The organism is Pseudomonas sp. MWU16-30323 (assembly GCF_020515595.1).
GTDB classification, from domain to species: Bacteria; Pseudomonadota; Gammaproteobacteria; order Pseudomonadales; family Pseudomonadaceae; genus Aquipseudomonas; species Aquipseudomonas yamanorum.
This window is the reverse complement of record NZ_JAIWYM010000059.1, coordinates 1-12,733: the sequence shown is the minus strand read 5'-3', so window position 1 is coordinate 12,733 and position 12,733 is coordinate 1. Positions and strand designations below refer to the sequence as shown.

Genomic DNA, 12,733 nt, shown 5'->3' with positions numbered 1-12,733 from the left:
CTTTTCAAAAGTGAGCCGCCGTAAGGGCGGAACCCTAGGTGGCCGTTACCTAAATAACGGATATGTACACCACCACCCTCAGGGCCGATACAAATGCGCATGCCCCGCGCGATACAACGACGACTCACCAAAACTGTCACTGGCCAAAACCCGACCCACCACAATCAACGCCGTACGCCGAAACCCCTTGGCCGCCACCTTCCCGGCAATATCCGCCAACGTACCCATGGCCCAATCCTGATCCGGCCAGGTCGCCCGGTGCACCACGGCAATCGGACAATCCTCCCCATAGTGAGGCACCAACTCAGCCACGATCTTCTCCAAATGATTCACCCCCAGATGAATCGCCATGGTCGTCCCATGCTGCGCCAAACTACTGAACGCCTCACCCTCAGGCATCGCGGTCTTATCCGCATACCGCGTCAAAATCACACTCTGCGCGATGTCCGGCAACGTCAGCTCTGCCTCCAACAACGCCGCACACGCCGCCACCGCCGTAACCCCGGGAATGATCTGAAACCCAATCCCCAGCTCCCGCAAAAGCCGAATCTGCTCCCCAATCGCCCCGTACAAACTCGGATCCCCGGAATGCACCCGCGCAACATCCTGGCCTTTCTCATGGGCCGTCTTGATCAGCCCGATGATCTGTTCCAAGTGCAGCTCCGCACTGTTAACCACCAACTCAGCCTGGTGCCCTTCAAGCACCGCCGCCGGCACCAGCGAGCCGGCATAGATGATCACCGGGCAACTGCGAATCAGCCGCTGCCCCTTGACGGTGATCAGTTCCGGGTCACCTGGACCTGCGCCGATGAAAAAGACGGTCATGGATACATTCCTGTGAAAAAAAGCACGCGAGCAGCCCCCCAGATGAAGATTGCTCATGATCAAAGCTGACGATTATCGGGAATTCAGCCGGCGCAAGCCAATGCAAAGGTGGCCTGGGCGTTTTTTTTGCGGGTGACCAGCAGGGTAGCAGGGCCTTGGGACAGGTGTTCTGCCAGGGCCAGGGCGGCACTTTCCGCGATGCCATAGCAGCCGGTATAAGCAAAAACCGTCTCAGACTTATGGCTCAATCGATCTTCATAAGACGCCAATTGCGCCGCACTGAAAAACATCAAAGGCAGACCCAGAACCTGAGCCAGTGCCAGCAACCCCGGCTCATCCTGTTTGCGATCAAGACTGGCCAACGCAGTGATGCACTGACGTTCAATGCCACCTTCGGCGAGGGCGGCATTGAACAGCTCAAGCAGGGCGTCGACAGAACAACCCCGCTGGCAACCCAGGCCCACCGCCAGGATCATGCCGAATACTGACCATCACGGTTGCGGCGAAACAGCCACGCACTGATCAAGCCCAGCGCCAGCCAAAAGGCAACGTTGGTCAACTGCGAGGCAATCTTGAACTGAGCTTCCAGGGCTTCTGGTGCCAGCATCGAGTGGACTTCCGGCTGTGGCGCACCAATCACATGGGGCACCGCCAGGATCGCCACGCCCAGGACTTTCAGCAACCCGTTGCGACCGAATACGATCAGCGCGATACCGGCAGCGGTGGAGCCGGCGGTGCCGATCCACCAGATCTGCCGTTGTGCCAAGTCTGCGGCAGCCGTGCCGGGCAATTCAGGCGGCAAACCCAGGGTCGGCGCCAACACAAAGGTGGCGTAACCGGCCAGGCCCCACAGCAGGCCTTGAGCCGTGCGGGTCGGTGCACGCAGGGTGTACAGGCCGGCAAGCATCAGGGCAAAACCTACGGCGACCACCAGGTTACCGCCCGTGGTCGACAGCACGCGCTGCCAGCCATTTTCCGGCTCCCAGGCTTCGGCGTCGTGGGTGTGGGCCGCAGCGCCGGCATGCTCGTGCACTTCGGTGGCCACGGGGGCTTTTTCGAAGGTTTCCGCCTGCAGAATCAGTGGGGCGACCCAGAAGCTTTGCAGCAAGGTCAGCAGCAAGGCGGCCAGAAGACCGGTGAAACCTGCGGTTTGGGCAATACGCTTGATCATGTCGGCAGGTCTCAGTGGCACGGGAACGCGGCGCTGTGGCGGGTATCGTGGGCGGCGTTGTGCACCGCTTCGATGTGCGAGAAACCGGCGAAATACACCAGGCACGCGCCGAGGATCGACGCGCCGATGGCGGCGGTCAGGCGTTGGCTCAGGGTGGCAGTGGTGCTGGCGGTAGAGGCGGTGCTGCTGATGATCGACATGGCGCGTCCCTTCAGGGTTCAGGGTGCACGAGCGCATGAAAACCCCGCGAGCCAGGCACGCAGGGTTCTGAACAGCGCCCGCCCACCGCGGGTTTGTTATCTGATTTTTTTCGGGCCGGTCTCCGGGCTTGCGAGGGGCCTTGGCCTTGAAAGCATCACCTTCCCATGCCCTGGAGGCACAGTGGATTTGACGCTTCACTCGCTTACCGTTGCGGGGGCAGCACCGGACTCGTCACGCCCTTGAGTAAAGGAACATGACTCACCGGTTTCCCGTTTCACCCTGTGAAGGGCACCCGAAACAAGATGTGTAGGAGAGCATGGGCGGCTGGCAAGCGTCAAATGGCTTGGCGCGGATGTCGCACCCACGGGTATGTCCTAGAGTCAATTAATGGCTGCGCGGAATATCCGAACTGCGCCCTCTCATGTAGTCAATATTAGTGAGATCAAACCTGTCGTCTTGTTTGCCAGAAAAAACCCCGAGAAAGCCAACTCCTATATCCAGCTTGCGAAGAAGCTCGGGACGATTAAGGAGTTCCTTGGCAACGGCTTTGGCAGGTGTGGAGAAAGTTCGGGTGGAGGGTATCTCTCCTGCGGCCTCTCTCAACTCGTTGAAGTTTACATATTGATCATTGGCGCCCGCGGCAAACTCGCGAAAGTAAACGCGTGTCTGAACTAACAGGGATCTATCGCTGATGCTATCGAACTGTCCGGCCGCTACAGCCATATCGTTCCAGGAAAGTGTGCCGTCCTTGTATCCACTCCCGATGCCGTCGATAGCATCGAATGTTTCAGGGTTGTTGAGCAACTCTTTTGCTAGCTCGACCTGTTCCGGCGTGGCGTCTCGACCATCTACTAATTTGCCCGTGGCGATTACTTTGAGGTAGGCATTGGAGATGCGGTCGGGATAGTTCGGGTTCTCAAAGGCGCTGTGATTGGCCAGTAACTTTACCGCCAGTTCCTGCGGAGTGTGGGTTTTAGACGACGGCGCGTTTTCCGTCGATGCCGAGACGGCAGGGTTGTTCCCCGACGGTACGTCGTTGGTGATTGGAGGCAAGTGGGAGGTTGTTTGAGCGGGCGTTAGAAGTGTCATGATTAAACTCTATTATGTGTGGCTCCAATGAACTTTGTCCGAAAGTTCATCTGCGAATGAAGGATTAACTTACGGCGTTAATACTCCCATCTCTGTTGTGGTGAAACTTGAGGGATCGTTCCCAGTAAAGATGCCGGGGGTGTTGCATTATGTTGCGGTAATTGATTGCCTGAAGGTGTTAAGTAGTTAGTTTAACTTCTGTTTGAATGGTTCTTCGATTGATCGGCATAACATCAATGCACAAAATGGGTTGGAGAAACCGCTGGGGCAAGCCCCCCAGCGGCAGGCGGTGGAGTACGTGAAATCTGGGGTTTACTGCCAGCGTTTGAACAACACACTGGCATTCACGCCACCAAAGCCAAATCCATTGGATATCGCGTATTCAATCGGCAGCGGCCGGGCTTGGCCTCGGACCATATCCAGCCCTTCGGCAGCGGGGTCCGGGTTGTCCAGGTTGAGGGTGGCCGGGGCAATCTGGTCGCGCAGGGCGAGCACGGTGAAGATCGCCTCGATCCCGCCTGCTGCGCCCAACAGGTGGCCGGTCGCCGACTTGGTGGCGCTGATCGCGACGCTGGCATTTGCACCGAACAGTGTATTGATTGCCGCCAGTTCGCCGTTGTCACCTACGGGGGTCGACGTGGCATGGGCGTTCAAATGCTGGATCTGTGCGGCGCTGATCCCTGCCTGCGCAATCGCGAGCTCCATTGCCCGGCGTGCGCCGGAGCCATCTTCCGGCCCCGAGGTCATGTGATAGGCGTCGGCGCTGGTACCGTAGCCCACCAGCTCGGCGATAGGCGTTGCCCCGCGAGCCAGTGCATGCTCCAGCTCCTCGATCACCAATATCCCGGCACCTTCGCCCATCACAAATCCATCTCGGCCTTGATCAAATGGGCGCGAAGCCAGTGCCGGCGTGTCGTTGTAATCGCTGGACAGCGCACGTGCCGCCGCGAAACCGCCGAGGCTGACCCGGTGGATGCAGGCTTCGGCGCCGCCACACACGGCGATGTCGATTTCCCCTGCGCGGATCATCCGAGCGGCATCACCAATCGCCTGTACGCCGGCGGCGCAAGCGGTGACGGGGGAGCCCAGCGGGCCTTTCAGTTGGTGCTGGATCGACACATGCCCGGCCGCCATGTTGCCGAGGAATGAAGGAATCGTGAACGGAGACAGGCGTCGTGGTCCTTTGTTGTCAGCGGTGCGCACGGCTTCTGCAATCGCCGGGAAACCGCCCACGCCAGAAGCAATTATCGTCGCGGTGCGTTCCTGCTGCGCTGCCGTCTGCGGACTCCAGCCAGCCTGGGCCAAGGCCTCTTGCGCGGCGGCCAGGGCAAACACGATGAACCGGTCCATCTTGCGCTGTTCTTTCGCCGGGATGACAGTGTCCGGGTCGAAGCCGGCTTCAGGGTCTTGGACGCGGTCCAACACTTGGCCGCCGATGCTGATTGCCAGGTCGCCGACCAATGCCTGGGGTAACCTGCGGATGCCGGATTCACCTGCCAGCAGGCGTTTCCAGGTCTGTTCGACGCCGGTTCCCAGCGGGGTCACTGCACCCATGCCGGTCACAACAATTCGCTTACTCATGATCGCTTAGCTCCGCAAATTTCAGGTTGGTAGCCCTGTATGGACGAAGCTATCATTATGAAAGTAACATCGGGTAGCTTAAATTTCCGTGCCCACCCCACAGAGGAACTGCAATGCAACGTAAGTCGCTGGTAAATGCCGAATGCCCGGTAGCCCGTGGAGTGGAGCGGGTAGGCGAGTGGTGGAGCATCCTGATCATGCGCGATGCGCTCCAAGGCTTGCGGCGCTTTGACGAGTTTTCCCAGAGCCTGGAGATTGCCCCGAACATGCTCACGCGCCGGCTCAACAGCCTGGTGGACGCGGGGCTGCTGGAGCGTCGGCAATACAGCGAGCGGCCGCCACGTTTCGAGTACGTGCCGACGCCGGTCGGCGAGGATTTCCGGGTGGTGATCATGGCGTTTATCGGCTGGGGCAACCGCCACTTCGCTAGCGAAGGTGAAAGCCTGCAGTTGGTCGACCGGGAAACCCGGCGCCCGGTGGAGGTGGCGGTAGTGGATGCCGACGGTGCACGGGTGCCTGTCGAGCAATGCAGCGTCCAGGCCGGACCGGCGGCGAGCGAGGGCATGCTGGAGCGCCTGGCGCTGCTTCGCGCCAAACGCTCGGACATTGACCCGTCCCCGCGCACTGCGTAGCCTTGCACCTTCGAGGTTCTTCGGCCCAGGCCGAAGCTAAGAAGGGAACGCGGTCAATGCCGCGGCTGCCCCCGCAACTGTAAAGGGTTTATCTGACTGCCACGCCACTGCCTGAACAAGGCGGGAAGGCGCAGCCAGCGCCGGCCTCACCGCCGGCAAGCCCCAAGCCAGGAGACCTGCCTCGCAACCGATTTTCTACTTCAACCGGGCGGGGTGATCCGGTGGCGAATTCTGCTTCTGCGCACCCGCGCAGGGCCACTCGTCCCGTATGCCCGCCCCAAAGGGCATCCGATGAAAACACTGGCCAAACTCCCCGTCACCATCGTTACCGGCTTCCTCGGCTCGGGCAAGACCACCTTGCTGCGCCACATGCTTGACAACGCCCAGGGGCGCCGCATCGCAGTGATCGTCAACGAGTTCGGCGAGCTGGGCATTGACGGTGAAATCCTCAAGCAATGCTCCATCGGCTGCACCGAAGAAGAGGCCAACGGCCGCGTCTACGAATTGGCCAATGGCTGCCTGTGCTGCACGGTCCAGGAAGAGTTCTTCCCGGTGATGCGCGAACTGGTGGCCCGTCGCGGCGACCTCGACCATATCCTCATCGAAACCTCGGGCCTGGCCCTGCCAAAACCCTTGGTCCAGGCGTTCCAGTGGCCGGAAATCCGCAGTGCCTGCACCGTTGACGCCGTGATCACCGTGGTCGACAGCCCGGCCGTGGCCGCCGGCACGTTCGCCGCCTTCCCGGACCAGGTCGACGCCCAACGCAAGCTCGACCCGAACCTGGACCACGAATCCCCGCTGCATGAGCTGTTCGCCGACCAACTGGCCAGCGCCGACCTGGTGATCCTCAACAAGTCCGACCTGATCAGCCCTGAAGACCTGGCCCGCGTGCGCCTTGAAGTGGCTGAAGAACTGCCGCCAGCGGTCAAAATCATCGAAGCCAGCAGCGGTCGCCTGCCGCTGGACGTGCTGATCGGCCTGGGCGCGGGCTCCGAAGAACACATCGACGGCCGCCACAGCCATCACGATCATCACCACGAAGGTGAAGACGACCACGACCACGACGCTTTCGATTCCATCTCCATCGAACTGCCCCAGGCCGACGAAAGCCTGCTGCTCGACGCCCTGACGCAACTCGTGGTCAAGCACGGCATCCTGCGGGTCAAGGGTTTCGCGGCGATTCCGAACAAACCGATGCGCCTGCTGATCCAGGGCGTGGGCACCCGTTTTGACAAGCACTTCGACCGCGCCTGGCGCGCCGATGAGCCGCGCGCCACGCACCTGGTGCTGATCGGCCAGGAACTGGACGCCGCCTTGCTTGAAGCGCAATTGCGCGCCGCCCTCAGCGTTTAAACCATGCATCTGCTCAGGACCCAGCCCGGCGGTTTCGTTTCGGATGACAACATCGCCGACCTTGGGCAAACCCCCGCCGAGCTGGTGATCCTGTGCAGCGGCGATTCCAGCCTGGCGCTGCTGGCCGAAGCGGCCCAGCAGTTGCCCGAGGATTACCCGAGCCTGCGCCTGGCCAACCCGATGCAGGTGCAGAACCATGCTTCGGTCGACCTGTATGTGGACGAGGTACTGCGTCACGCCAAGGTCATCCTGATTTCGCTGCACGGCGGCATCGGTTATTGGCGCTACGGTATCGAGCGCCTGGTGGAGTTGGCCGAGCGTGGAGTGCAACTGATTCTGGTGCCAGGGGACGATCGCCCGGACCCGGAGCTCAGCGGCCTCAGCACAGTGGGTGCCGAGGCGCGTGACCGGCTCTGGCACTTTCTGCGCCAGGGCGGCTTGGGGAATGCGCTGGATTTCTATCGTTGCCTGGCGGCCAGCTATCTTGACCGTGATTACGCCTGGGACGAGCCGCAAACCCTGCCGCGCACGGCGATTTATCACCCGCACAAAGCCAATGCCCGTCTCAACGATTGGCTGGCGGATTGGCAAGCTGATTGTCCGGTGGCGGCGGTGCTGTTCTACCGCTCCCATTTGCAGGCGGCCAACACCGGCTTTATCGATGTGTTTTGCCAACGCTTGCAGGCGGCGGGTCTTAATCCGTTGCCGATGGCGGTGGCCAGTTTGAAAGAGCCCGGCTGCCTGACGGTGGTCGAGGATTTGCTGGACGAAGTGCACGCCTCGGTGATTCTGAACACCACCGGTTTTGCCCAATCCAGCCCCGAAGCCCCGCACTTGCGGCCGTTTCGCCGCAATATCCCGGTGATCCAGGCGATTTGCGCCCAGGACAACGAGCCCGGCTGGCAGGCCAGCGAGCAAGGCCTCGGCCCCCGGGACCTGGCGATGCACATCGCGTTGCCGGAACTGGACGGGCGCATCATCAGCCGGCCCATCAGTTTCAAGGACCTGGCCTGGCGCAGCGAGCGCAGCCAGTCGGACGTGGTGTGCTATCGCGCGCAGCCGGAACGCATGGACTTTGTCGCCGAACTGGCGCGGCGCTGGGTGGAACTGGCGCGGGTGCCGAATGGCGAAAAGCGCATCGCGCTGATCCTCGCCAACTACCCGACCCGGGATGGGCGTATCGGCAATGGCGTGGGGCTCGACACCCCGGCCGCCGCGCTGAACATCTTGCGCGCATTAAAGACCGAAGGTTATCCGCTGCCGGACGTGCTGCCGCAAAGCGGTACCGCGCTGATCCAGGAACTGTTGGGCGGTGTCAGCAACGACCTGGACACCCTCGACCTGCGTCCGTGTCACCAAAGCCTGGCGCTCGACGACTACGAAGCGATGTTCAACCGCTTGCCCGAGTCTAACCGCCAAGCGGTTCTGGCACGCTGGGGCACACCTCATACCGATCCGATGTTCCGCGACGGCCGCATGATGATCGCCGGCCTGCGCTTCGGCCTGACCTTCGTCGGTATCCAGCCGGCCCGGGGTTACCAGGTCGACGCCAGTGCTGTTTATCACGACCCGGACCTGGTGCCGCCCCATGGCTACCTGGCGTTCTACTTCTGGTTGCGCCAGACCTACGGCGCCCACGGCGTGATCCACGTCGGCAAGCACGGCAACCTGGAGTGGCTGCCGGGCAAGGGCGTGGGGCTTTCCGAAAACTGCTGGCCGGACGCATTGCTGGGGTCGTTGCCGAATATCTACCCGTTTATCGTCAATGACCCGGGCGAGGGCGCCCAGGCCAAGCGCCGCACCCAGGCGGTGATCATCGATCACCTGATGCCGCCGCTGACCCGCGCCGAAACCTACGGGCCGCTGCGCGACCTGGAGCTGTTGGCCGACGAATATTACGAAGCACAACTGCTCGACCCACGACGTGCCCGCGAGCTGCAAAAAGACATCCTCAAGTTGGTGCGGGAAACCCGGATCGACCAGGAACTGGCCCTGGACGAAAACCTCGACAGCGACGCCGATGCGGCGATCTGGCTGCCGCGCCTGGACACTTACCTGTGTGACTTGAAGGAGTCGCAGATCCGCGATGGCCTGCACATTTTCGGCGAGTCCCCCGAGGGCCGCTTGCGCATCGACACCTTGCTGGCGTTGTTGCGTATTCCGCGTGGCGATGGTCGCGGGCCGCAATCGAGTCTGCTGCGGGTCTTGGCCAAGGCCTTCGACCTGGGCTTTGACCCGCTGGACTGTGCCCTGGCCGAGCCGTGGACCGGGCGCCGTCCATGGGTGTTGCAGAAGATCGACACGCAGTTGTGGCGCACCGCCGGCGACACCCGTGAACGCCTGGAGCTGTATGCCGCGCGCCTGATCGAGCAGGCGCTGGAAGGTGCGGTGGAACAGCTTGAAGAGCCCGGCTGGGAAGACGTCAAGTCGGTGATCGAGAGCCTGCGCATCGTCGTCGCGCCGCGCCTGGATGCTTGCGGCCCGGCGGAAATGCGCGGGTTGCTGGATGCATTGAGCGGGCGGTTCGTCCCGGCCGGGCCCAGCGGCGCGCCGAGCCGAGGCCGCCTGGACGTGTTGCCTACCGGGCGGAATTTTTTCTCGGTGGATGTGCGCAACCTGCCCACTACCACCGCTTGGCGTATCGGCTTCCAATCGGCGAACCTGATTCTTGAGCGTCACCTGCAAGACCATGGCGATCACTTGCGCCAACTCGGCCTGTCGGTGTGGGGCACCGCCACCATGCGCACCGGCGGCGACGACATTGCCCAGGCCATGGCACTGATGGGCGTGCGCCCGGTGTGGGCCACGGGCAGCCAGCGGGTGGATGACTTTGAAATCCTGCCCATCAGCCTGCTGGACCGGCCAAGAGTGGATGTGACCTTGCGCGTGTCGGGCTTCTTTCGCGATGCATTCGCCAACCTGATCCGCCTGTTCGACGCAGCGGTGCAAGCGGTGGCGGCGCTGGACGAGCCCGACGACCTGAACCCCCTGGCCGCCAAGGTGCGCAGCGAGCGCGAAGCGTTGCGCCTGTCGGGCCTGGACGAGGAAGCGGCGGCGAAGCAGGCCGGTTGGCGGATCTTCGGCGCCAAGCCCGGGGCCTACGGGGCCGGCGTGCAGGGCGCGATTGATGGGCGCTTGTGGCAAAGCCGCGAAGACCTGGCCGAGGTTTACCTGAACTGGGGCGGCTACGCCTATGGCGGCTCCGATGAAGGCACCGCCGCCCGTGAACAGTTTGCCCAGCGCTTGAGCCAGGTGCAGGCGGTGTTGCAGAACCAGGACAACCGCGAGCATGACCTGCTCGACTCCAATGACTACTACCAATTCCAGGGCGGCATGCTCGCCGCCGTGGAAACCCTGAGCGGCGACAAGGCCGCCAGCTATCATGGTGACCACAGCCAGCCGGACCTGCCGAAGATCCGCACGCTGAAGGAAGAGCTGAACCGGGTGATTCGTGCCCGGGCGGCCAACCCGAAGTGGATCGAAGGGGTGAAGCGCCACGGCTACAAAGGCGCGTTCGAGATGGCCGCGACCGTGGACAATCTGTTTGCGTTCGACGCCACCACGGCGCTGATCGACGATCATCAATACGCGTTGCTGGCGGACGCCTATTTGCTGGACCCGGACACCCGCGCCTTTGTGCAGCAGCACAACCCGGATGCCCTGCGGGACATGACCGAACGCATGCTCGAAGCCCAGCAGCGTGGCATGTGGCAGGCGCCCGGGGCGTACCGCGAGGCGTTGGAAAACCTGTTGTTGGATATAGAAGAAGGCAGTTGATGACCGACCTCCCGCATTTCCCGCTGTCCGCCGTTGTCGGCGCCGACGCCTTGAAACTGGCCCTGTGCCTGACCGCCATCGACCCGAAAATCGGCGGCGTGCTGATTGAAGGTCCGCGGGGCATGGCCAAGTCGACCCTGGCCCGTGGCCTGGCCGACCTGCTCGCCAGTGGGCAGTTCGTCACGCTGCCGTTGGGCGCCACCGAAGAGCGTCTGGTGGGCACCCTCGACCTGGACGCGGCGCTCGGCGAAGGCCGCGCACAGTTTTCCCCCGGCGTACTGGCCAAGGCCGACGGCGGCGTGCTCTACGTCGATGAAGTCAATTTACTGCCCGACCACCTGGTGGACCTGCTGCTGGACGTGGCCGCCAGCGGCACCAACCTGATCGAGCGCGACGGCATTTCCCACCGGCATTCGGCGCGTTTCGTACTGATTGGCACCATGAACCCGGAAGAGGGCGAGTTGCGCCCGCAATTGCTCGACCGGTTTGGCTTCAACGTGGCGCTGAGCGGGCACACCCAGCCGGCGGAGCGTGGGCAGATCATCCGTCGCCGCCTGGATTTCGACAGTGACCCTCAGGGTTTCTGCGGGCAATGGGCCGACCGGCAGGCCGCGTTGCGTGAGCGCTGCACACAGGCCCGCGCGTTGCTGGACAGCATCCCGTTGGATGACCAGGCGCTGGCGCAGATCACCGAACGTTGTTTTGCGGCGGGCGTCGATGGCCTGCGCGCCGACCTGGTCTGGCTGCGCGGCGCCCGTGCCCATGCCGCCTGGCGGGGTGCGACGGTCATCGGCGAGGAAGATATCGAAGCCGTTGCGGAGTTTGCCCTGCGTCACCGGCGCCAGGAGCAATCACCGCCTGCTGCTCCGCCTGCAGGCGGTCAATCACCCAAGCCCAATGATTCAACAGAAGGCCAGGGCCAATGGGGCGACATGCCCGCACCCGCCTTGTCGATAGGCGCTCGCCGTGATGTGCCCACCTGGCCAAAAAAGCCCTAGGCATCCGCCCCAAGCCTCACGCGGGGGCGGATGCACGGCCCAAGGCGGGTCGACTGGACAAGGGCCGGCGAGGGCCGGCGCGCAGCGCGACCGAAGGTTCGATCAACTGGCCGGGGACCTTGCTCGGCGGGCGGCCGCAACGCCGTGAAGACCTGCTGTATCAACTGCGCAGCCGCACGCCTCATGAGCTGTGGCTGGTGATTGTCGATGCTTCGGCCTCCACCCGGCGGCATCAGGCGCTGAGTGATGCCAAGGGGTTACTGGCCCAGTTGTTCGACGATGCCTATCGACAGCGGGCGCGCATGGCGTTGCTCACCGCGAGCGGACAATCGCCAAAATGGCAGGTGCAGGGATTAAAGGCGGCGAAAGGGCTGGGCCACTGGCTTGATGGCCTCGGCGCAGGCGGCGGCACGCCATTGTTGGCAGCGCTGAACGAAGCGGGGCACTGGTTGGCGGCTCGGCGCAAGCGTTACCCGGTGGAGCAGCAGCGGTTGCTGGTGATCACCGATGGACGGCTGAAGGATGTGGCAGGGCTGCCGCAGCTGGACTGCCCGGGCTTGCTGGTGGACATCGAGCGCGGCCCGATTCGGTTGGGGAGGGCAAAAGAGCTGGCGACCGGGTTGCGGGTGGATTACTGGCACATTGATAACTTGTAAAAGTCGGAACGGGAAGCGCCTTGCTTGTAAATAGGAACCTTCTGACATTATTCGCCGATAGCAAATCTTTACTCTCTGGCCTTCCGCAAAGTCCAGGGATGAAAAGGCATGACCTCCAGCGCATCACCGTTCCCGTTTTTTGACCACAGCCGCCATAAACTCAACGTCCACAACCTTGATGCGCCGCTGGATGTGCTGACATTTCACGGTATTGAAGGGCTGAGTCAGCTGTTCACGTACACCGTCGAATTCACCTCCAGCCACTGCGACCTCGGTGCCGAGCAACTGCTGGGCAAACGCGCGAGCTTCAGCCTGTGCCCGGTGCCGCAAAAGCACCTCTTCCTTTGGCAGCCGCCACCCGTAAACAAGCCGTTTCGCACTCTGGACGGCGTGGTCACCGGCTTCAAGCGCCTGTCCGGTTCCAACGACGAAGCCCGCTACGAAATCATC

12 protein-coding genes and 2 riboswitches are annotated in these 12,733 nt (G+C 62.6%); of the genes, 6 read left to right on the top strand and 6 right to left on the bottom strand.

Annotation, left to right across the window (positions count from 1 at the left end):
* Positions 1-78 precede the first annotated feature (78 nt).
* The 6 genes from cobM to fabF all read right to left on the bottom strand — a co-directional run bounded on the left by cobM (position 79) and on the right by fabF (position 4,867).
* Positions 79-825 carry a precorrin-4 C(11)-methyltransferase gene (cobM, locus tag LIY45_RS30140; RefSeq protein ID WP_226478645.1) on the bottom strand — a complete coding sequence of 249 codons (747 nt, stop codon included), beginning with the start codon at positions 823-825 and terminating at the stop codon, positions 79-81.
* An 83-nt stretch (positions 826-908) separates the two neighbouring features.
* Entirely contained in the window at positions 909-1,301 is a 393-nt protein-coding gene (locus tag LIY45_RS30135; protein ID WP_226478644.1) for a cobalamin biosynthesis protein, read from the bottom strand.
* The gene (locus LIY45_RS30130; protein ID WP_226478642.1) at positions 1,298-1,996 is read right to left on the bottom strand and encodes a CbtA family protein; all 699 of its coding nucleotides are present in this window, start codon (positions 1,994-1,996) and stop codon (positions 1,298-1,300) included. Before LIY45_RS30130 ends, LIY45_RS30135 begins: the two co-directional genes overlap by 4 nt.
* Positions 1,997-2,007: 11 nt before the next feature.
* On the bottom strand, positions 2,008-2,196 hold the full coding sequence (locus tag LIY45_RS30125; protein WP_003217883.1) for a CbtB-domain containing protein: 189 nt from the start codon (positions 2,194-2,196) through the stop codon (positions 2,008-2,010).
* Between the two features lie 95 nt (positions 2,197-2,291).
* A riboswitch (cobalamin riboswitch) is annotated at positions 2,292-2,508 on the bottom strand.
* A gap of 73 nt (positions 2,509-2,581) precedes the next feature.
* A complete protein-coding gene (locus tag LIY45_RS30120) occupies positions 2,582-3,286 on the bottom strand; it encodes a hypothetical protein (RefSeq protein WP_226478640.1) in 705 nt (234 codons plus the stop codon).
* 312 nt (positions 3,287-3,598) lie between these two features.
* Entirely contained in the window at positions 3,599-4,867 is a 1,269-nt protein-coding gene (gene fabF, locus LIY45_RS30115; RefSeq protein ID WP_226478639.1) for a beta-ketoacyl-ACP synthase II, read from the bottom strand.
* A gap of 113 nt (positions 4,868-4,980) precedes the next feature.
* Here fabF and LIY45_RS30110 point away from each other — a divergent pair, with 113 nt between their 5' ends.
* From LIY45_RS30110 to LIY45_RS30085, 6 genes are all read left to right on the top strand, one after another.
* Positions 4,981-5,499 (top strand): helix-turn-helix domain-containing protein, encoded by a 519-nt coding sequence (locus LIY45_RS30110; protein ID WP_226478638.1) that lies wholly within the window; start codon positions 4,981-4,983, stop codon positions 5,497-5,499.
* A riboswitch (cobalamin riboswitch) is annotated at positions 5,496-5,698 on the top strand. It overlaps the preceding gene by 4 nt.
* A 92-nt stretch (positions 5,699-5,790) precedes the next feature.
* Positions 5,791-6,852: a cobalamin biosynthesis protein CobW gene (gene cobW / locus LIY45_RS30105; RefSeq protein WP_003217887.1), complete on the top strand. Its 1,062-nt coding sequence runs from the start codon at positions 5,791-5,793 to the stop codon at positions 6,850-6,852.
* 3 nt (positions 6,853-6,855) lie between these two features.
* The gene (gene cobN, locus LIY45_RS30100) at positions 6,856-10,629 is read left to right on the top strand and encodes a cobaltochelatase subunit CobN (RefSeq protein WP_226478637.1); all 3,774 of its coding nucleotides are present in this window, start codon (positions 6,856-6,858) and stop codon (positions 10,627-10,629) included.
* Entirely contained in the window at positions 10,629-11,627 is a 999-nt protein-coding gene (locus LIY45_RS30095) for an ATP-binding protein (RefSeq protein ID WP_226478636.1), read from the top strand. Before cobN ends, LIY45_RS30095 begins: the two co-directional genes overlap by 1 nt.
* 53 nt (positions 11,628-11,680) lie before the next feature.
* Positions 11,681-12,283 carry a VWA domain-containing protein gene (locus tag LIY45_RS30090; protein ID WP_346269025.1) on the top strand — a complete coding sequence of 201 codons (603 nt, stop codon included), beginning with the start codon at positions 11,681-11,683 and terminating at the stop codon, positions 12,281-12,283.
* Between the two features lie 108 nt (positions 12,284-12,391).
* A partial coding sequence (locus LIY45_RS30085) for a contractile injection system protein, VgrG/Pvc8 family (protein ID WP_346269024.1) occupies positions 12,392-12,733 on the top strand: 342 nt, incomplete at its 3' end.